The following is a 17,724-nucleotide window of genomic DNA, read 5'->3' as shown; positions in this document are numbered from 1 at the left end:
CTCACCCGTGGCCGCGGCCGGGCTCCGGTCAGCCGTCGCAGCCGCAGGAGCGGCGCACCACCAGGCGCGACGGGAAGACCTTCAGCCGCTCCCGCCGCGATCCTGCGACCCGCAGCCCGTCGTCGAGGACCAGGTCGACGGCCGCGCGGGCCATCGCGGGACGGTCGGAGGCGACCGTCGTGAGAGGCGGATCGGTGAGCCCCGCCTCCTTCACGTCGTCGAATCCGGCGACGGCCAGCTCACCCGGTACGTCGATGCGCAGCTCGCGCGCGGCCCGCAGGACGCCGATGGCCTGGTCGTCGGTGGAGCAGAAGATCGCGGTGGGCCGGTCGGGACCGCTCAGGAAGCCGAGCGCCAGCTGGTACGCGTCGTAGCGGTTGTACGGCGCTTCGAAGAGGCGGCCCTCGGTCGGCCGGCCCGCCTCGCGCATCGCCCGTCGCCAGCCCTCCACGTGGTCGGAGACCGGGTCGCCGACGGTGGGCGTCGCCGCAGTGCCGCCGACACACGCCACGTACTCGTGTCCGTGCTCAAGCAGGTGCCGGGTGGCGAGCTGGGCACCGCCCACGTCATCCGTGACCACGGCCACGTCGTCGATGGCCTCCGGCCGCTCGTGCAGCAGGACCACGCGCGCGTCCCACGCGTCGATCTCGGCCGCCGCCTGGTCCGTCAGGCCGTGGCTGACCAGGATGAGACCGGAGACCCGCATGCCGAGGAAGGCCCGCAGATAGTGGGTCTCGCGCTCTTCCACGTAGTCGGAGTTGCCGACCAGGACCATCTTTCCGCGCTCGGACGCCGCCTGTTCCACCGCGTGCGTCATCTCCGCGAAGAACGGCTGCCGCGCGTCCGGCACGATCATGCCTATGAGGTCCGTGCGGCGGGACGCCATGGCCTGGGCGACCCGGTCCGGGCGGTAGCCCAGCTCCTTGATCGCGGCGAGGACACGCTCGCGCGTGGCCGGGGCGACCGGCCGGGGTCCGTTGTTGATGACGTAGCTCACGACCGCGGTCGAAGTACCCGCCAGTCGCGCCACATCGTCCCGCGTCACCTTGGCCACGCGCGCAGTCTACGCGGATGGAGTCAGCCCTGAGCAGGGCGTGCGGCCGCTTCCTCGGGCGTCCGGGGCGCGGACGCGGACGGCCGCCGTGACGAAGCGGACGAAGGGGGCGTCCGGTTGCTGTCGGTCTTCTCGGCCTTCTCCGCCCGCTCCGGCTTCTCCGGGACGACGAAGCGGTAGCCCACGTTGCGCACGGTGCCGATGAGCGACTCGTGCTCGACGCCGAGCTTCGCCCGCAGCCGTCGTACGTGCACGTCGACCGTGCGGGTGCCGCCGAAGTAGTCGTAGCCCCAGACCTCCTGGAGCAACTGGGCGCGGGTGAAGACCCGGCCCGGGTGCTGTGCGAGGTACTTGATCAGCTCGAACTCCTTGAAGGTCAGGTCGAGGACCCGGCCCTTCAGCTTCGCGCTGTACGTCGCCTCGTCCACGGACAGGTCGCCGTTGCGGATCTCCATGGGGGAGTCGTCGGCGGTGATCTCCTTGCGGCCCATGGCCAGGCGCAGGCGCGCCTCGACCTCGGCGGGGCCCGCGGTGTCCAGGAGGACGTCGTCGATGCCCCAGTCCGCGGTGACGGCGGCGAGGCCGCCCTCCGTCACGACGAGGAGCAGCGGACAGCCGGGTCCGGTGGAGCGCAGGAGCTGGCAGAGGCTGCGGACCTGCGGCAGGTCGCGGCGCCCGTCGACGAGGATGACGTCGGCGCCGGGGGTGTCCACGAGGGCCGGGCCCTCGGCGGGGGCCACCCGCACGTTGTGCAGGAGCAGTCCGAGGGCGGGGAGCACCTCCGTCGACGGCTGGAGGGCGTTGGTCAGGAGCAGCAGAGAGCTCATCGCGCCGCCCCCTCCGCCTGGGGGGCCGCCTGCCCGGCCGTCCGGCCGCCGTGCACGTTTCGCTCGCCCATTACGTCGGTTCCTCCTCGGGTCCCGTGCGAGGACGTGGGGGCACTGCTTCGTACGTTGCTACACCTCCCGCGCCCGGGGAGGCGTCCGTGCTCGCCGGTCTTGAGGCTACGTTTACCGACGGCGTTCCGCGCGGCCCGTGCGACCGGCCCGGAAAGCACGAAAGGACCCGGGGGCTGCGTTGCCCGGATCCTCTGCGCAGCAGAATAGCCCACATGAGTTCCGGTCCGGCAGGTCAGACGGCGCGATCTTCTGTGCCCCCGATCACTCGCGTTCAGCGGAGCGCAACGCTGCGTACCACGCTCCGTACGGCGGACGGGGTACGGCTCGACGCCGCGTACGACCCGGGGCCCGGCCCGGTCGGCGGGCCCGCGATCGTGATCGCGCACGGCTTCACGGGGGACCGGCAGCGGCCGCACGTGCGGCGGGCGGCGCGGGCGTTCGCGCAGCGTGCGGCCGTGATCACGTTCTCCTTCCGGGGGCACGGGGCCTCCGCGGGACGATCCACGGTCGGCGACCGCGAGGTGCTCGACGTGGCGGCGGCCGTCGCCTGGGCGCGCTCGCTCGGGCACACGCGCGTGGTGACCGTCGGTTTCTCCATGGGCGGCTCCGTGGTCCTGCGCCACGCGGCGTTGCACGGGGGGCGCACGGAAGCGCGGGTTGACGCCGTCGTCGCGGTCAGTGCTCCGGCCCGCTGGTTCTACCGGGGCACGGCGCCCATGCGGCGGCTGCACTGGCTGGTCACCCGGCCCGCGGGCCGGGCCGTGGGCCGCCTCGGGCTGCGCACCCGCATCCATCCGCGCGAGTGGGACCCGGTGCCCCTGTCGCCGACGGAGGCCGTGCCGCTGCTCGCGCCGACCCCGCTCCTGATCGTCCACGGCGACCGGGACCCGTACTTCCCCGTCGACCATCCGCGGATGCTGGCCGCCGCCGCGTCCGGCGCGGCCGAGCTGTGGCTGGAAGCGGGCATGGGCCACGCGGAGCACGCGGCGGACGACGCGCTCCTGGGGCGGATCGCCGACTGGGCCACGGCATCATGGACGTCGGCAACCGCCGAGTGACGAATGGCAGGAGGGGCACCATGGCAGCCGGAACGATCCGGTACTGGGCCGCGGCGAAGGCGGCCGCGGGCCTTGCCGAGGAGCCGTACGCGGAGGCCACGCTGGCCGACGCGCTGAGCGCGGCCCGCGCGCGACACCCCGGGGAACTGGAGCGCGTCCTGCTCCGCTGCTCGTTCCTCATCGACGGCGACCCCGTGGGTACGCGTGCCCATGAGACGGTACGTCTGGCCGAGGGCGGCACGGTCGAGGTGCTCCCGCCGTTCGCAGGAGGATGACGTTGAGCGACCAGCCGCACCAGGGGTACGACCCGTACCAGGCGCAGCCGGGGCAGCAGGGGTACGACCCCTATGACCCGTATCAGCAGCAGGTGGCGCAGCCGCAGCCGCCGCACGGCGATGCCCAGTACCAGCAGCAGTGGGGGTACCAGGACCCGTACGCGGGGCAGCAGGACTATCAGGACCACACCCAGCAGTGGCAGGGGCAGACCTGGGAGACGCAGATCCAGCCCGCGGCGCCCTCGGTCGACATGAGCGAGACCGCGTACCTGCCGTCGCAGGCGGCCGACCAGTGGGCCCCGGCTCCCGAGGCCGCCTATGCCCAGGCCCAGTACACGGACCAGGGTGCCTCGGCTGTGCCCGCCCACCCCCAAGCTCTCGGCTCCGCTCGAGCAGGGGAGACCCCCCTCGCCCCTTGGGCGGACCAGCCGCCCACAGGGGGTGGGGGCGGATACGAGCCGCCCGCGGAGGAGACCTCTGAACCCGGGCCCTCCTACGGGCCCGCCACCGTGACCGGGAACGCCCGGATCACCGATGCTCAGCGGGCGCGGGCCGAGGGGCGGTCGCCGATCATCGAGCCGGGGATGCAGCCCGCCGCGCTCACGGCGGTGCTCGGCCTGCTCCTTGCCGGGGGCGCCGCGATGGGGCAGTACGCGCTGCTCGTACCGCTGGTGATCCTCCAGGCCGTGACCGCCGCCGGATGGTTCCGGCTCAACGGCATGTGGCCCGCCCGGCAGGGCATCGCGCTGGCGTTCCTCGGCGGGCTCGTCGCCGACGCCGCGCTGCTCGCCACCGGCGAGGGCAACGCCCCGGCGGCGATCCTCGGCACCCTCGGCGTCTGGGTGCTGCTCGTCCTGGTGCTCCAGCTGCGCAGCCACGCCGGTGCCGACGAGCGGATGTACGGCCTGATGGCGACCGTCGCCTCCAGCGCGCTCACGATCATCGCGGCCGGGCACCTGGCCGCCGTGCACGAGGCGGCGACCGTCGGCGGCATCGCGGTCGCGGCGGCCGTGCTCGCCCGCGCGCTGCCGCTGCCGACCCCGGCGTCCGTGGTCGTGGCGCTGCTCGCGGCGGCCGGTGCGGGCATCGCGGTCGGCGGGCCCACCGACTTCGGTTCGAAGGGCGCGCTGCTCGGCCTCGCCGCCGGTGTCTGCGCGCTCGTGGGGCACCGGGTTGCCAGCTACGACTACCCGTCGCGGTTCGTCCACTTCACCGCCGGGGTCGCGCTGCCGCTGGCCGCCGCGGCGCCCGCGGTGTACCTCCTGGGGCGTGCCATCGGCTGACCCGCGGCCCCTCGCGCGTCCGTCTCGTACACGTGCGAGGCGATCGTCACAGCTGTTCGACAGGTCCCCGCCCTGCCGCTCCGGCCGGGGACCCGTCCTTTAGGCTCGCGGCAACTGACTCTGAGGCGGGGGAACGGGAATCCAGGCATGAGCAAGCGCGCGATACGCATACTCCTGATCGTCGTCGTGGTCCTCGGCGGCCTCTTCGTCGCGGCCGACCGCTTCGCGGTCTCGTACGCGGAGAGCGAGGCGGCCGACAAGATCAAGACCCAGGAGGGGCTCAGCAGCACGCCGGACGTGTCGATCAAGGGCTTCCCGTTCCTGACGCAGGTCATCGGCGGCAAGCTCGACGACGTCGAGGTCACGATGAAGGACTACGACGCCAAGTCCGACGGCGACACCATCCGCGTCGCCGACCTCAGTGCCACCATGCACGGCGTCGACTTCTCCAGTGACTACAGCTCCGCCACCGCCGACCGGGCCGCGGGGGTCGCCCGGATCGACTACGACGAGCTCCTCAAGGCCGCCAAGGCCGAGTCGGTCGAGCTGCCGCTGGGCGCGAAGGGCGAGGTCGTCGGCCTCTCCGACGGCGGCGACGGCAAGATCAAGGTCTCGGTCGAGGTCAGCAAGGGCGGCACGAAGCTGCCCGAGCCGGTGGACGTGCTCAGCACGGTCAGCGTCGAGGGCGACACCATCCGCGTGCACGCCGACAAGATCCCGGACAAGCTGAACGTGCTCGGCGTCAGCGTGCCGCTGCCCGAGGGCCTGGTCCGCGACGTCACCGACTTCCAGGAGAAGGTCTCGGACCTGCCGGGCGGCATCCAGCTCGACACGGTGCAGGCCGCGCCGGACGGGGTGGACGTGGCCGTCAAGGGCGAGAACGTGAACCTGGTGTCCTGAACCGCGTCCCGCGGATTCGTCCGGCGCGCCGGTTTTGGCCCCTGTGCTGTCCGTAGTACGAGACGAAGGTGTCCGCCCTTCAGATGGCGGGCGCACGCCCCTCCCGTGGGAGCGGGTCGGCGGGCCCCCGGCGACGGCCGGAAAGCGGCACTCCGATCACATGCTGGACGAAATCGTCTCACCATCCGACATTGCGGTGACACGGCCGTGTCGGCGTCCCTACGATCGGACCCATGCACCGACAGGCGGATCTCACGAAGCGGCGGGCAGTGGACCTGTGCCGCGTCGCCGCCATGCTCTGTCGCGCTCTCTGAGCGGGATGCCCGACTCCCGTATCCCCCCGGCCCGTTGACCGCCGTCAGGGCCATCACGTGCGGTGCGCCCGTGCCTCCCCGCATTCGCGTACCCGCACCTCACCGTTCAGCTTCGCCGCACCTGCTCCGGAGGAGAAACGCATGAGCCGCAGCGACGTCCTGGTAGACGCCGACTGGGTCGAGGCCCACATCGACGACCCGAAGGTCGTCCTCGTCGAGGTGGACGAGGACACCTCGGCGTACGACAAGAACCACATCAAGAACGCGATCCGCATCGACTGGACCAAGGACCTCCAGGACCCGGTCCGCCGCGACTTCATCGACCAGGAGGGCTTCGAGAAGCTCCTCTCCGCCAAGGGCATCGCGAACGACTCCACCGTCGTGCTCTACGGCGGCAACAACAACTGGTTCGCGTCCTACGCCTTCTGGTACTTCAAGCTCTACGGCCACCAGGACGTGCGCCTCCTCGACGGCGGCCGCAAGAAGTGGGAGCTGGACTCCCGCGACCTGGTCGACGGCTCCCAGGTGCCGCAGCGCGCCGAGACGTCGTACAAGGCCAAGGCCCAGGACTCCTCGATCCGCGCCTTCCGCGACGACGTCGTCGCCGCGATCGGCTCGCAGAACCTGGTCGACGTGCGCTCGCCCGACGAGTTCTCCGGCAAGCTGCTCGCCCCGGCCCACCTGCCCCAGGAGCAGTCGCAGCGCCCCGGCCACGTGCCCAGCGCCCGCAACATCCCGTGGTCGAAGAACGCCAACGACGACGGCACCTTCAAGTCCGACGACGAGCTGCGCGCCCTCTACGCCGACGAGCAGGTCGACCTCGCCACGGACACCATCGCCTACTGCCGCATCGGTGAGCGCTCGGCCCTGACCTGGTTCGTGCTGCACGAGCTGCTCGGCGTCGAGAACGTCAAGAACTACGACGGCTCCTGGACCGAGTACGGCTCCCTCGTCGGCGTGCCGATCGAGCTCGGCGCCAACAAGTAGTCCGCCGCCCCTTCCCCCTCATTCCTAGGAGTACGTCATGTGTGGAGCCAAGGCCGGCGGGCCCGACGCCTCGACGGCGAAGGCCGGTGAGACCACCATCCAGGGCCAGGTGACCCGCGACGGCGAGCCGGTGACCGGCTACGTCCGGCTGCTCGACTCGACCGGCGAGTTCACCGCCGAGGTGCCGACCTCGGCGACCGGTCAGTTCCGCTTCTACGCGGCCGAGGGCACGTGGACCGTGCGGGCCCTCGTGCCGGGCGGCAGTGCCGACCGCACCGTGGTCGCGCAGAAGGGCGGGCTCGCCGAGGTGGCCATCGCCGTCTGAGCCCTCTCCTGGCCGGGGGCCGCATCCTGGGGTTGGACGCCACGGGGGTGCGGCCCTTGGCCTGTGCGGGGTTCATCGGCGCTCCGCGCCTCGTCCTCAAGCGCCGGACGGGCTGGAACGTGCCGTTCGTGGCGGCTGCCGGCCCGTCCGCGTCGTGTGCACCCGCCAGGGCCGACGTTTCAGGGTCTGCGCCTGCCGTCGAGCTCGTTCCACCACTCGTCCGACTTGGGGTCCCCGGACGGGTCGTCCCACCAGCGGTCGTCCGGGCCCCGGCGGTTCGCCACCATGGCCGCGAGCGGGGGGATCACCATCGCCACCACGCACATCCCGACCGCGACCGGGACCGACCAGAGCCGCACGACGCCCCAGGCCAGGACGAACAGGGCGAGGCACGTGCCCATCATGGCGAAGTACACCTGACGCCGTCGCGCGTACATACGTCCAGCGTACGGCGGACCTCGCCGAGAAGCGGCCGCGCGTCCCCACTACAGTGGAGCCTGGCTCTGTTACCGCTCACCACAGCTCACCGAGGAGCACCCCGTGCTTGAGGCCTTCTTCTCCGCACTCCTTGTCCTGGTCTGCGTCGGCGTTCTCGCCTTCACCGGTCTGGCAGTGAAGAAGCTGTACCAGGGCCAGCGCTGACCCCCCACCGGGACCCCCACGAGAGACTCCTGAGCAACCCATGATCCAGATTCCGTCCGACCTGCACCCCGACCTCGTCCCCCTCGTCTGGCTCCTCGGCACCTGGGAAGGCGCGGGCGTCACCGACTTCCCCGGCTCCGCCAAGGCGAACTTCGGCCAGGAGGTCACCTTCACGCACGACGGGCGGGACTTCCTCGAGTACCACTCGCACACGTGGGTGCTCGACGCCGAGGGCAAGAAGACCGAGCCGCTGGAGTCCGAGTCCGGCTTCTGGCGCGTCGACAAGGACCGCAAGGTCGAGGTCGTCATGGTCCGCCAGGACGGCGTCGTCGAGGTCTGGTACGGCGAGCTCGCCGACCAGAAGCCGCAGATCGACCTGGCCACCGACGCCGTCGCCCGCACCGCGGCCTCCGGCCCGTACAGCGGCGGCAAGCGCCTGTACGGCTATGTGAAGAGCGACCTGATGTGGGTCGGCGAGAAGCAGACCCCCGAGGTGCCGCTGCGCCCCTACATGTCGGCCCAGCTCAAGAAGGTCGTCTCCCCCGAAGAGGTCGCCGAGATGGCCCGCAACCTGGGCGACCTGCCCGACGACGGCATCGCCTTCTTCAAGTAGTCCCTACACTCGGGGGTGTGGTGACCACGGACCCGGACGCGACGACGGACTGGAAGAGTGACCTGCGGCAGCGCGGATACCGCCTGACGCCGCAGCGCCAGCTCGTCCTGGAAGCCGTCGACGCCCTTGAGCACGCGACCCCCGACGACATCCTCTGCGAGGTCCGCAGGACGGCGTCGGGGATCAACATCTCCACCGTCTACCGCACCCTGGAGCTCCTGGAGGAGCTCGGGCTGGTCTCCCATGCCCACCTCGGGCACGGCGCGCCCACCTACCACCTCGCGGACCGCCACGACCACATCCACCTGGTGTGCCGGGACTGCACGACGGTCATCGAGGCCGACCTGGACGTCGCCGCGGACTTCACCGAGAAGCTGCGCGCGACGTTCGGCTTCGACACGGACCTGAAGCACTTCGCGATCTTCGGCCGGTGCGGTACGTGCGCGGCGGACGGCCCCGCCGAAGCCCCCGAGGACGCCGTCGCGGCCACGGGCGCCATCACGGCGAGGACCGGTGGCGAGGGCCCGGGGGAGAAATAAACACGGGGCTTTGCGAGTCGTAGTCTTTGTGAACATGAAGAGCCCCCTGCTGTCCCTGCCCGGCGCCGTCCCCGCCGAGGGCGTGGACGAAGGCGTCGCCGCCCACTACGGCGACCTGTTCCGTGAGCAGCGCGCCCTCGCCGACGGCACCGGATTCGTCGACCTCTCGCACCGCGGCGTGGTCACCGTGACCGGCACCGACCGGCTGAGCTGGCTGCACCTGCTGCTCACCCAGCACGTCAGCGACCTCCCGGCGGGCCGGGCCACCGAGGCGCTGATCCTCTCCGCCAACGGGCACATCGAGCACGCCCTCTACCTCGTCGACGACGGCGAGACGATGTGGGCGCACGTCGAGCCCGGCACCCAGGACGCGCTCATCGCGTACCTGGAGAGCATGAAGTTCTTCTACCGCGTCGAAGTCGCCGACCGCACCGAGGACTTCGCCGTCGTGCACCTGCCCGCCGGGTCGATCGCCGCCCTGCCCGACGGCGTCGCCGTACGCGAGACCGCGCACGGCCGCGACGCCTTCCTGCCGCGCGCCGACCTGCCCGCCTTCGCCGAGGCGCACGGCCCCGCCGCCGGGCTCCTCGCCCACGAGGCGCTGCGCGTCGAGCACCACCTGCCCCGGCTCGCCTTCGAGACCGACCACCGCACCATCCCGCACGAGCTGGGCTGGATCGGCACCGCCGTGCACCTCCAGAAGGGCTGCTACCGCGGCCAGGAGACCGTCGCCCGCGTGCAGAACCTGGGCAAGCCGCCGCGCCGCCTCGTCTTCCTGCACCTGGACGGCAGCGAGGTGCACCTGCCGGCGCACGGCACGCCCCTCCACCTCGCCGCCGACGGGCCCGACGGCCGCAAGCTCGGGTTCATCACCACGTCCGTACGCCACCACGAGCTGGGCCCGATCGCCCTGGCCCTGGTGAAGCGGAACGTGCCCGTGGACGCGGAGCTGATGGCGGGCACCACCGCCGCGGCCCAGGAAACCGTGGTCGAGCCGTAGCCTTCGGGTTCCTTCCCCGCTGCGGGCTCGCAGGGAGCTACTTGCCCGCACCGGGGCGTCACATCTCCAGCAGTACCGTGAACGGTCCGTCGTTCGTCAGGCCCACGCGCATGGAGGCACCGAAGCGGCCCGTCGCGACGGTCGCGCCCAGCGCGCGGAGCCGGGCGACGACCTCGTCGACCAAGGGCTCGGCCACGTCTCCGGGCGCGGCCGCGTTCCACGTGGGCCTGCGGCCCTTGCGCGCGTCGCCGTACAGGGTGAACTGGCTGATCACCAGGAGCGGCGCGTCGACGTCCGAGCAGGACTTCTCGTCGTGCAGCATCCGTACGGACCACAGCTTGCGGGCCAGCTGCGCGGCCTTCTCCTTGGTGTCGTCGTGCGTGACCCCGACGAGCACGCACAGGCCCTCGCCCGTGATCTCGCCGACCGTCTCGCCGTCCACGACGACGCTCGCGCCGTCCACCCTCTGCACCACCGCACGCATGCCGCCATCATGCCCTGCCCGTGCGCGCCGTCCGTGCGCCGGTCCGGAACCCCCCATCCGGGGCCGATTGGGGGCACTCGGTCACAGAGTGGCCACGCGGGGTGGCACCATGCTCACACGCGGTGTACCGCGCCGGCTGAGGGGACGGTAGAGCCACATGAGCACACCCAGTACGCCCAGCGCACCCAGGGCGAGGCAGGCCAGCGCCACGGGCGGGGGCTTCGGCGGCGCACCCGTGCCGCGCCCGCCCGTGCAGCGCACCGACAGCCCCGTCCTGCCCGAGGCGCCCGCCCACGACCTGGCCGCACTGCGCCTGCCGGAGCTGCGCGAGCTGCGCCGGGCCGCACAGCAGGACGAGGCCGATCTGAGCTACGTACGACGGCTGCTCCAGGGGCGCATCGACATCCTGCGCGCCGAGACCGCGCGCCGCGCGCGGACGCGAGCGGGAGCGACCCAGGACGGTGTCCCGGGCGTTCCCGGCGGCGACGGGACGGCGGCCCTCGTCGTGGACCGGCTCCCGGAGATCCTCACGGACGGCCCGGCCCGCCGCCGCGCCTCGGCCCGGCACGTGACGCTCGGGACCCCGCACAGCGAGGAGTACCGGCGGCTCGCCGCCGACATGCTCGCCGAGGTCGCGCTCTCCGACCTCGCCGCCCGCACGGACGACGAGCTGTACACCGCCATGGGCCGGCTCGTGCGGTACGAGCAGCAGGTGTCCCGGCGGCGCCAGGAGATGCAGCGGACCACGGACGATTGCAGTGCGGAGATCGCGCGCAGGTACCGTGAAGGCGAAGCACAAGTAGACGACCTGCTCGCATGACCCCCTCGGCCCCGGCGGCCCGGAGCGACCGGCGATCCCCCTGATCCCGGCCGTGTCCGCGGCCCCGGGTGCGGCCGGGCGCGGCCGGTCCGTCGCACCACCCGCACCACGGAGCCGAAGATGACGCCGACGTCCGCCGCCACCCCCGTCATACCTCCGGTCCTCGCCGAAGTCGTACGTTCCGGCTTCGTCGAGGGCCGCCATCGGGGCAGCCTCGTGCTGCTCGGGGCGGACGGCGAGGTCGAGCTGGCGCTCGGGGACGTCGCGGCGCCCGTGTTCCCGCGCTCCACGAACAAGCCGATGCAGGCCGCGGCGGTGCTGCGGGCCGGGCTCGACCTGGCGGGGGAGCGGCTCGCCCTCGCGGCCGCCAGCCACTCCGGCGAAACGTTCCATCGGGACCTGGTGCGGAAGATGCTCGCCGAGCACGGGCTGACCGCCGCCGCGCTGCAGTGCCCGCCCGACCTGCCGCTCGACCCCGTCGAGGCCGAGACGTACCTGGCGGCGGGGGCCGTGCGGGACCGGGTCACCATGAACTGTTCCGGCAAGCACACGGCGATGCTCGCGGTGTGCGACCTGAACGGCTGGGACAGGGAGACCTATCTGGACCCCGCGCATCCGCTCCAGCGCCTCACGCACGACGTGATCGAGGAGGCGGCGGGGGAGCGGGTCGCGGCCGTCGGCACGGACGGGTGCGGGGCGCCGCTGATGGCGATCTCCCTGACCGGGCTCGCCCGCGCCTACCGGCACTTCGTCCTGGCCGCGCCCGGTACGGCCGAGCGGCGCGTGGCCGACGCGATGCGGGCGCACCCGGAGTACGTGGCCGGGACGCGGCGGCCGGACACGTGGCTCATGCGGGAGGTGCCCGGGACGCTGTCCAAGATGGGGGCCGAGGCGGTCCAGGCCGTGGCCCTCGCGGACGGGCGGGCGCTGGCCTTCAAGATCGACGACGGCGGTACGAGGGTGTTGGGGCCGGTTCTTGCCCGCGTGCTTGCGCGGGTGGGGGTCGACGCGCCCGTCCTGGCCCGCTTGGCGGAGGCGCCGCTGCATGGCGGCGGCGTGCCCGTGGGCGAGATCAGGGCGGCCTTCTAGGAGCCTCGGCCCGGCCTTGCCCTGCCCCGGCCTGCCGGCGCTGGCACTGCCGGTGCCTGGCCCTGGCCGGGGTCCTGGCCTGCCCGTGCCGGGGCTTGCGTGGGCGGCGCCATGGCCGGGCGGGGCCTGCCTGGGCGGTGCCTTGCCCAGGCAGGGGCCTGGTGTGACGGCTGCGCGGCACCTTGCCGGGGGCGGGGCCTGGTTCAACGGTTGCGCGGCACCTTGCCCGGGGCGGGGCCTGGTTCAACGGTTGCGCGGCACCTCGGCGCTGTGCCCACCCGTCCCGCCCTGCGGGACGATTGCCCACAGCGGGGGGCGGGGGCGCCCCTCCCCGCGTGGCGTCCAACGCCGGGGCGGTCCCACCCACCCGCCCCCGCCCGGCTGCGGCACGCGTCAGCCCCAGGTCAGCCGTCCCGCGGGTGCCCGGTCTCCGGGTAGGCAAGGATCGAGCCGCATGCGCACCGCTGATCACGAGGGCCGTAGTTGACGGGCTTTCGGCATTGGGGGCAGTCCCGTAGCACGGTCGTGGTGGTCATGGCGTCGGGTGCTCCGCTCCCTGTAGGTCGCTTTCCTTCGCCGCTGCGAGGGCGTTGGCCAGAAGCATCGCGCTGTGTGCTCCGCACGATCCCAGTACGACCACGTGCGTGCCCTGGATCTTGTCGATGCGAAGTCCGGGGAGGGCGATTCCCAGTTCTGTTGCGATCGTTCCGATCTTGTCTCTCGCGTCCTCCGCCATGGTTGACACGAAGCTCACCTCTTCCATGATCACCCCCGCGCGGTCGATGACGTTGACATCCATTCAACGCCGATGGGGCGTGGCGAACTTGCACACCGTTTGCACAACACTCGTGCGGGTACTTCGGCAGGCTGGGAGCATGGCGGCAGGGCCGAATTGCGAGGAAGAATGATCATGGATCTTGCGCCTGGCGCGAACCTGGCAGCGCTCCGCAAGGAGCACGGATTGACGCAACGGCAACTCGCCCGGCTGGCGAACATCTCCGAATCCCAGCTCTCCAAAATCGAGGTAGGGGATCGAACGCTCACACCAGCCGTAGCCGCTGCCCTCGGGGGACCCATGGGGCTGACCATGGATCAGGTTCTTGGAAAGACCCCGATGGACAAGCGCGAGGGGCCACGCCTCACGGCGCTCCGCGCAGCCATTCGCGACTACGATCTGCCAGACCATCGCAGCGTGCCGGAGGGGGCAGTGCGGACGGCCCTGGCGGAAGCCGAAAAGTACCGGTCGAAGGTCGATGTAGCTGCCCTCAAAGCGATTCTTCCTTCTCTTCTCCGGGATGCCACGGCATATGCGCACGCCGAGAACACGTCGACGGCGTGGATGGCGTTGGCAGACGTGTACAGCAGCGTCTACTGGCTGGCCGCGCGCCACAGGTGGATGGATATGGCCGAGCTTGCTGTGGCTCGCCAGTGGTGGGCCGTAGAGCAGAAGCCCAACCCGCTGGGTATGGCTGTGGCTTCCAGGGACCGGGCCGGAGCCTATCTGAACTTCGGCGACATTGAGCGGGGTCTGACCCTTGTGGACCGTGCCATCGGAGAAGCGCAGTCCACGTTGTCGGGCGATGAGCGGGATATCGCTGTCGGCATCCTCAACCTGCGTGGAATGACCTTGGCGGGAAGGCTTCGGGATAAGAGGGAGGCCAAGAGGGAAGCCGAGCGGCACATTCAGTCGGCACAGGACGTCTGTCAATGGATGAACCGAGAAATGCGTGTGCACGGGCTCACCATCGGCCCACAGAACACCTTTACGCATGAGCTTGCCACGCGAGTGGATCTCGGGACCCCACGTGACGCACTCGGCCTCACGGACAACCTCGATCGTGCGTTGTCCGGCCTGCCGCCCACCCGCATCGCTCCTACGTACATCAACATCGCGCGAGCGCAGCTCGACACAGGCGACAGGGACTCGGCGCTCGCAAGCCTTACGCGAGCGTGGGAGGTGGCTCCTCAGATGGCACGTATCCACCCCATGGGCCGGGAAGTCTTTCGAGTCGTGTCATCCCTGCACAAGCGAAGCAACCCGCAGCTGCTCAAACTCTCGAAGATTTCGGGGATTCCCCTGTAACGACTGGGGGTGCTCGACCGGGCGCCCCCGCTGGCTGGAACGCCGGGTGCGGGGCCGGGCTCTGTGAGGGGTCGGGCCCGGCGGGGGCCGGGGCGCCGTGGGGGCGGCGGGCCCCATGTGCCGCCGCCCCCGCGGCCAGGGGCACCCCCGCCCCGCTCAACGGCTGACCGAACTCCCGGCTCCCCTCCGGATGAGAGCCCGGTCAGCCCGACCTGGGAGCGGAGCTGGCAGCCAACCCTTCCACGGTTCCGACCATGTTCGCCCGAGTTGGCCACCAACTCCACTGGACTTATCTCCGCCCTGGCGCGTCTTATAACCACCTACCGTACAACTCCCCAAAGATGGCGGGAAGTTGTACGGTTTGGTTGTGAGCACGGACCAAGCCTCCGTCAACGATCGGAAAAGGCCGGGCATGCCGCCGCACCGCTCGCACCGCGACGTGGCGGACGAGCTGCGGTCCCGCATCAGGTCGGGCCTGCTGCGGCCGGGGCAGCGCATGCCCACCCAGGCGGAGCTCGCGTCCGAGTTCGGCGTGGAGCGCGGCGCGGTGCGCCAGGCCCTGCGCATCCTGCAGGGCGAACAACTGCTGGCCAATGTGTCCAAGGGCAGCCCCGCCACGGTCGCGGCCCCGGCCGCGCCGAGCCGTGACGCGGTGCGCCCGCAGCCCACGATGGTCGGGCTCGCGCCGCGCATAGCCGCCGCGTTCCAGGCGCCGCACGTGGAGATCGACGCGCTGTGTCTGACCTCCATCTCGCTGACGATGGCGATCGGCGAACCGCTCCGGCAGATCCACGCCGGACGGCTGAAACCGGCCAAGGTCGACGTCCGCGTCCTGCTGCCGAGCCGCGACATCGACCTCGCCTTCCCGGCCCCGGTGGGGGGCGGGGACTCGGACGGCCCCGTGCACCGCCGCTGGCTCGACCAGCGCAACGCGCAGGGGCAGGTCCTGCGCCACAACCTGCTCACCCTGCGCGGCACGCACGGCATCGACGTACGAGTGGAGTTCCGGGCGCTGCCGTTCACCCCTCCGGTGAAGCTCTATCTGCTCAACGGCTCCGAGGCGCTGTTCGCGTACTACACCCTCACCAAGCGCGGTGAGGAGATCGGCCAGGAGTACCTGGAGATGTGGGACGCGCAGGGCACGCAGTCGATGCTCTTCCCCTTCCTGCAGGGGGACGGGCTGCGGGACACCACCTTCGTGGAACAGTCCCACCTGTGGTTCAACGCCCTGTGGAACACGATCAGCAGGGACCTGAGGCTGAACCCAGGTCCCTAGCCCCGCCTACAGAGCGGGCCCGGTCACCAGCAGGGCGAGCACCAGCGCGCCCAGGGAGCTGCACGTGGTGTTCCTCGCCTTGACGCCCACGGTCAGCAGGAGCAGCCCGACGATGCCGAGGGTTCCGTACTTCCACTGCACGAGCTGCTCGACGACGACGGCGAACACGGCTGCGAGGAGAGCTATGGCGGGCATGGTGGTTCCCCCTTCTGCCATCTCGAAAGAGTTGGCAACCAACTCATTGAAGTTGTCCCCACTTGGCAGGTGCTCATAAACAACTTTGCACCCAACTCCCCAAAGATGGTGGGTAGTTGTATCGTCTGGTCGTGACCAAGGAGAACGGTGCCGTGACCGGCAGGAGCAAGCCCTCGCCCCAGGACATCGCCGACGCCCTGCGTGACCGCATCCGCGCCGGCACCCTCAAACCCGGCGACCGCCTGCCCACCCAGGCCCGGCTCGCCGAGGAGTTCGGCGTGGAACGCGGCACCGTACGCCAGGCCCTGCACGGCCTGCACCGCGATGGTCTGATCAACCACGTCACCAAGGGCAGCCCACCCCGGGTCGCGGCCCCGGCCGAGCCGGCCGTCTCCGCGACGCCGGAGCCGCAGCCGTCCATGGTCGGGCTCGCCCCGCGCCTGGTGGAGGCGTTCAGACAGCCGCACGTGCGCGTGGACGCCGTCTCGTTCACGGCGGAGACCCTGATGAACGCCCTCACCGAGCCGATCCGGCAGATCCACGCAGGCCTGTTGCGCCCTCAGTCCATCGACGTGCGCATCCTGCTGCCGAGCAGCGACATCGAGCTGGCCTTCCCGGTGCCGGTGCAGGCGGAGCGCGAGAGCCGCGAGCGGCTGCACCAGCGCTGGCTGGCCCAGCGCAACGCGCAGGGGCAGGTCCTGCGCCACAACCTGCTCACGCTGCGCAACGAGCCGCACGGCATCGACGTCCGCGTCGCCTTCCGGGCCCTGCCGTTCACCTCGCCGGTGAAGCTCTACGTACTCAACGGGCACGAGGCGCTCCTCGCGTACTACACGCTGGAGCGCGAGCGGGTGGAGCTGGACGTGGACGGCGGCGAGACGGTGGAGATGTGGGACGCGGGCGGCCTCAAGACGCCGCTGTTCTCCTTCACCGACGGCGCCAACCCGCGCGACTCCGGCTTCGTGGGGGAATCTCAGAAGTGGTTCGACGCACTCTGGGAAACGATCACGTCGGACCTAACACTCTCTTAGGTGACTTCTGAAGCGACTGATCCGACCGAGGGCCTGCGGAAGCTGATCGGGCTCGCCCGTTACGTGCTCTTCGACTTCGACGGCCCCATCTGCCGCCTGTTCGCCCGGCACTCGGCGGTCGGGGTGGCCCGCGAGCAGGTCCGCTGGCTGGAGGGGCGAGGGCTGCACGGCCTGCTCACCAACGGGGTGCGCGACGACCCCGATCCGCAGGTCGTGCTGCGCGCCGTCGACCGCCGCAGGCCCGGCAGCGACCTCGTCGTCGAGCTGGAGGAGCGGCTCACGCACGAGGAGCTGACGGCGGTCGGCTCGGCCTGGCCGACGCCGTACGCCGACGCGCTGATCCGCACCTGGTCGGCCGTCGGCGTCCGGCTCGCCATCACCACGAACAACTCGCCCCGGGCTGCGATCCGTTACCTCGGCGGACGCGGTCTGCTCGACTGCTTCGCGCCGCACATATACGGCCGCACCCAGGACCTGCGGCTGCTCAAACCGGACCCGCACTGCGTCCGGCGGGCCCTGAGCGCGATGGGCGCCGACCCGGCGGGCACGCTCATGATCGGCGACACCCCGTCGGACTTCCTCGCCGCCAGGGCCGCGGGGGTGCACTTCCTGGGGTACGCGCGCGACGCCCGCAAGGAGGGGCTCCTGCGCGGGGCCGGTGCCGACCGGATCGTGACCTCGCTGGAGCCGGTGCTCTCGGTGGTGCGGTCGATCGGGGCGGCCGGGTGACCAACTGCGCGGTGCGGGTGGGGCAGTTGGTGTCTCGCACACCCGGCCCCCCGTAGATTTGTTCGCCCCTTTTGCCCCGGTATTCCCGTCCTGTTGACCTGACGCGCGGCCGTTCACCCCGGCGCAGC

Annotated in this window: 22 protein-coding genes; 16 read left to right on the top strand and 6 right to left on the bottom strand. The window is 71.4% G+C overall.

Annotated elements, in window-relative coordinates; all coding sequences use genetic code 11:
* Positions 1 to 28: 28 nt before the first annotated feature.
* Together MQV74_RS19940 and MQV74_RS19935 are read right to left on the bottom strand one after the other, a co-directional pair.
* On the bottom strand, positions 29 to 1,054 hold the full coding sequence (locus MQV74_RS19940) for a LacI family DNA-binding transcriptional regulator (protein ID WP_242719581.1): 1,026 nt from the start codon (positions 1,052 to 1,054) through the stop codon (positions 29 to 31).
* Between the two features lie 23 nt (positions 1,055 to 1,077).
* A complete protein-coding gene (locus MQV74_RS19935) occupies positions 1,078 to 1,881 on the bottom strand; it encodes a response regulator transcription factor (protein WP_242719579.1) in 804 nt (267 codons plus the stop codon).
* 284 nt (positions 1,882 to 2,165) lie between these two features.
* Here MQV74_RS19935 and MQV74_RS19930 point away from each other — a divergent pair, with 284 nt between their 5' ends.
* The 7 genes from MQV74_RS19930 to MQV74_RS19905 all read left to right on the top strand — a co-directional run bounded on the left by MQV74_RS19930 (position 2,166) and on the right by MQV74_RS19905 (position 7,095).
* The gene (locus MQV74_RS19930) at positions 2,166 to 3,011 is read left to right on the top strand and encodes an alpha/beta hydrolase family protein (RefSeq protein WP_242719577.1); all 846 of its coding nucleotides are present in this window, start codon (positions 2,166 to 2,168) and stop codon (positions 3,009 to 3,011) included.
* A gap of 20 nt (positions 3,012 to 3,031) precedes the next feature.
* A complete protein-coding gene (locus tag MQV74_RS19925; RefSeq protein WP_138960471.1) occupies positions 3,032 to 3,286 on the top strand; it encodes a MoaD/ThiS family protein in 255 nt (84 codons plus the stop codon).
* 2 nt (positions 3,287 to 3,288) lie between these two features.
* A complete protein-coding gene (locus MQV74_RS19920; protein WP_242719575.1) occupies positions 3,289 to 4,569 on the top strand; it encodes a hypothetical protein in 1,281 nt (426 codons plus the stop codon).
* A 147-nt stretch (positions 4,570 to 4,716) separates the two neighbouring features.
* The gene (locus MQV74_RS19915) at positions 4,717 to 5,469 is read left to right on the top strand and encodes an LmeA family phospholipid-binding protein (RefSeq protein WP_242719573.1); all 753 of its coding nucleotides are present in this window, start codon (positions 4,717 to 4,719) and stop codon (positions 5,467 to 5,469) included.
* A gap of 233 nt (positions 5,470 to 5,702) precedes the next feature.
* On the top strand, positions 5,703 to 5,783 hold the full coding sequence (locus tag MQV74_RS41390) for a putative leader peptide (protein ID WP_361843195.1): 81 nt from the start codon (positions 5,703 to 5,705) through the stop codon (positions 5,781 to 5,783).
* Positions 5,784 to 5,924: 141 nt separating this feature from the next.
* Positions 5,925 to 6,770 (top strand): sulfurtransferase, encoded by an 846-nt coding sequence (locus MQV74_RS19910; protein WP_242719571.1) that lies wholly within the window; start codon positions 5,925 to 5,927, stop codon positions 6,768 to 6,770.
* 37 nt (positions 6,771 to 6,807) lie between these two features.
* Positions 6,808 to 7,095: a DUF1416 domain-containing protein gene (locus MQV74_RS19905; protein WP_242719569.1), complete on the top strand. Its 288-nt coding sequence runs from the start codon at positions 6,808 to 6,810 to the stop codon at positions 7,093 to 7,095.
* A gap of 179 nt (positions 7,096 to 7,274) precedes the next feature.
* On the opposite strand, the gene MQV74_RS19900 is transcribed toward MQV74_RS19905, so the two are convergent.
* Positions 7,275 to 7,532: a DUF3099 domain-containing protein gene (locus tag MQV74_RS19900; protein ID WP_242719567.1), complete on the bottom strand. Its 258-nt coding sequence runs from the start codon at positions 7,530 to 7,532 to the stop codon at positions 7,275 to 7,277.
* Positions 7,533 to 7,777: 245 nt separating this feature from the next.
* Between MQV74_RS19900 and MQV74_RS19895 the strand changes: the two genes are divergently transcribed.
* The 3 genes from MQV74_RS19895 to ygfZ are packed head-to-tail and all read left to right on the top strand — an operon-like array spanning position 7,778 to position 9,889.
* The gene (locus tag MQV74_RS19895) at positions 7,778 to 8,350 is read left to right on the top strand and encodes an FABP family protein (RefSeq protein WP_030686685.1); all 573 of its coding nucleotides are present in this window, start codon (positions 7,778 to 7,780) and stop codon (positions 8,348 to 8,350) included.
* Between the two features lie 17 nt (positions 8,351 to 8,367).
* Entirely contained in the window at positions 8,368 to 8,889 is a 522-nt protein-coding gene (locus tag MQV74_RS19890; RefSeq protein WP_242719565.1) for a Fur family transcriptional regulator, read from the top strand.
* A gap of 34 nt (positions 8,890 to 8,923) precedes the next feature.
* A complete protein-coding gene (ygfZ, locus tag MQV74_RS19885) occupies positions 8,924 to 9,889 on the top strand; it encodes a CAF17-like 4Fe-4S cluster assembly/insertion protein YgfZ (protein ID WP_242719564.1) in 966 nt (321 codons plus the stop codon).
* A gap of 58 nt (positions 9,890 to 9,947) precedes the next feature.
* Here ygfZ and dtd read toward each other — a convergent pair whose 3' ends face one another.
* Complete coding sequence (dtd, locus tag MQV74_RS19880) at positions 9,948 to 10,373, bottom strand: D-aminoacyl-tRNA deacylase (RefSeq protein ID WP_242719562.1); 426 nt, start codon at positions 10,371 to 10,373, stop codon at positions 9,948 to 9,950.
* Between the two features lie 157 nt (positions 10,374 to 10,530).
* Here dtd and MQV74_RS19875 point away from each other — a divergent pair, with 157 nt between their 5' ends.
* On the top strand, positions 10,531 to 11,193 hold the full coding sequence (locus MQV74_RS19875) for an RsiG family protein (protein ID WP_278194184.1): 663 nt from the start codon (positions 10,531 to 10,533) through the stop codon (positions 11,191 to 11,193).
* 120 nt (positions 11,194 to 11,313) lie between these two features.
* Positions 11,314 to 12,282: an asparaginase gene (locus MQV74_RS19870; protein WP_242719560.1), complete on the top strand. Its 969-nt coding sequence runs from the start codon at positions 11,314 to 11,316 to the stop codon at positions 12,280 to 12,282.
* A gap of 532 nt (positions 12,283 to 12,814) precedes the next feature.
* Here the strand turns inward: MQV74_RS19870 and MQV74_RS19865 are convergent.
* The gene (locus MQV74_RS19865) at positions 12,815 to 13,081 is read right to left on the bottom strand and encodes a hypothetical protein (protein ID WP_242719558.1); all 267 of its coding nucleotides are present in this window, start codon (positions 13,079 to 13,081) and stop codon (positions 12,815 to 12,817) included.
* 111 nt (positions 13,082 to 13,192) lie between these two features.
* Between MQV74_RS19865 and MQV74_RS19860 the strand changes: the two genes are divergently transcribed.
* Both MQV74_RS19860 and MQV74_RS19855 read left to right on the top strand, forming a co-directional pair.
* A complete protein-coding gene (locus MQV74_RS19860) occupies positions 13,193 to 14,365 on the top strand; it encodes a helix-turn-helix domain-containing protein (RefSeq protein WP_242719556.1) in 1,173 nt (390 codons plus the stop codon).
* A 412-nt stretch (positions 14,366 to 14,777) separates the two neighbouring features.
* Entirely contained in the window at positions 14,778 to 15,641 is an 864-nt protein-coding gene (locus tag MQV74_RS19855; RefSeq protein ID WP_242728901.1) for a winged helix-turn-helix domain-containing protein, read from the top strand.
* Positions 15,642 to 15,647: 6 nt separating this feature from the next.
* Here the strand turns inward: MQV74_RS19855 and MQV74_RS19850 are convergent, their stop codons facing one another.
* Positions 15,648 to 15,836 (bottom strand): hypothetical protein, encoded by a 189-nt coding sequence (locus MQV74_RS19850; RefSeq protein WP_138960462.1) that lies wholly within the window; start codon positions 15,834 to 15,836, stop codon positions 15,648 to 15,650.
* Between the two features lie 125 nt (positions 15,837 to 15,961).
* On the opposite strand from MQV74_RS19850, the gene MQV74_RS19845 reads away from it, so the two are divergent.
* Both MQV74_RS19845 and MQV74_RS19840 read left to right on the top strand, forming a co-directional pair.
* The gene (locus MQV74_RS19845) at positions 15,962 to 16,867 is read left to right on the top strand and encodes a winged helix-turn-helix domain-containing protein (RefSeq protein WP_242728894.1); all 906 of its coding nucleotides are present in this window, start codon (positions 15,962 to 15,964) and stop codon (positions 16,865 to 16,867) included.
* Positions 16,868 to 17,596, top strand: coding sequence for an HAD family hydrolase (locus MQV74_RS19840; protein ID WP_242719554.1), 729 nt, complete (start codon positions 16,868 to 16,870; stop codon positions 17,594 to 17,596).
* Positions 17,597 to 17,724: the final 128 nt, after the last annotated feature.

It is taken from the genome of Streptomyces sp. AN091965 (genome assembly GCF_022698285.1).
Taxonomy (GTDB): Bacteria; Actinomycetota; Actinomycetes; order Streptomycetales; family Streptomycetaceae; genus Streptomyces.
The sequence above is the reverse complement of the archived record's forward strand: the minus strand, read 5'-3'. Positions and strand labels throughout refer to the sequence as shown.

What these genes read in the sequence shown, in the direction of transcription:
- MQV74_RS19935 (WP_242719579.1), bottom strand. Translation starts at nt 1,881, where the DNA reads ATGAGCTCTCTGCTGCTCCTGACCAACGCCCTCCAGCCGTCGACGGAG.
- MQV74_RS19930 (WP_242719577.1), top strand. Translation starts at nt 2,166, where the DNA reads ATGAGTTCCGGTCCGGCAGGTCAGACGGCGCGATCTTCTGTGCCCCCG.
- MQV74_RS19925 (WP_138960471.1), top strand. Translation starts at nt 3,032, where the DNA reads ATGGCAGCCGGAACGATCCGGTACTGGGCCGCGGCGAAGGCGGCCGCG.
- MQV74_RS19915 (WP_242719573.1), top strand. Translation starts at nt 4,717, where the DNA reads ATGAGCAAGCGCGCGATACGCATACTCCTGATCGTCGTCGTGGTCCTC.
- MQV74_RS41390 (WP_361843195.1), top strand. Translation starts at nt 5,703, where the DNA reads ATGCACCGACAGGCGGATCTCACGAAGCGGCGGGCAGTGGACCTGTGC.
- MQV74_RS19910 (WP_242719571.1), top strand. Translation starts at nt 5,925, where the DNA reads ATGAGCCGCAGCGACGTCCTGGTAGACGCCGACTGGGTCGAGGCCCAC.
- MQV74_RS19905 (WP_242719569.1), top strand. Translation starts at nt 6,808, where the DNA reads ATGTGTGGAGCCAAGGCCGGCGGGCCCGACGCCTCGACGGCGAAGGCC.
- MQV74_RS19900 (WP_242719567.1), bottom strand. Translation starts at nt 7,532, where the DNA reads ATGTACGCGCGACGGCGTCAGGTGTACTTCGCCATGATGGGCACGTGC.
- MQV74_RS19895 (WP_030686685.1), top strand. Translation starts at nt 7,778, where the DNA reads ATGATCCAGATTCCGTCCGACCTGCACCCCGACCTCGTCCCCCTCGTC.
- ygfZ (WP_242719564.1), top strand. Translation starts at nt 8,924, where the DNA reads ATGAAGAGCCCCCTGCTGTCCCTGCCCGGCGCCGTCCCCGCCGAGGGC.
- dtd (WP_242719562.1), bottom strand. Translation starts at nt 10,373, where the DNA reads ATGCGTGCGGTGGTGCAGAGGGTGGACGGCGCGAGCGTCGTCGTGGAC.
- MQV74_RS19875 (WP_278194184.1), top strand. Translation starts at nt 10,531, where the DNA reads ATGAGCACACCCAGTACGCCCAGCGCACCCAGGGCGAGGCAGGCCAGC.
- MQV74_RS19870 (WP_242719560.1), top strand. Translation starts at nt 11,314, where the DNA reads ATGACGCCGACGTCCGCCGCCACCCCCGTCATACCTCCGGTCCTCGCC.
- MQV74_RS19865 (WP_242719558.1), bottom strand. Translation starts at nt 13,081, where the DNA reads ATGGATGTCAACGTCATCGACCGCGCGGGGGTGATCATGGAAGAGGTG.
- MQV74_RS19860 (WP_242719556.1), top strand. Translation starts at nt 13,193, where the DNA reads ATGGATCTTGCGCCTGGCGCGAACCTGGCAGCGCTCCGCAAGGAGCAC.
- MQV74_RS19855 (WP_242728901.1), top strand. Translation starts at nt 14,778, where the DNA reads ATGCCGCCGCACCGCTCGCACCGCGACGTGGCGGACGAGCTGCGGTCC.
- MQV74_RS19850 (WP_138960462.1), bottom strand. Translation starts at nt 15,836, where the DNA reads ATGCCCGCCATAGCTCTCCTCGCAGCCGTGTTCGCCGTCGTCGTCGAG.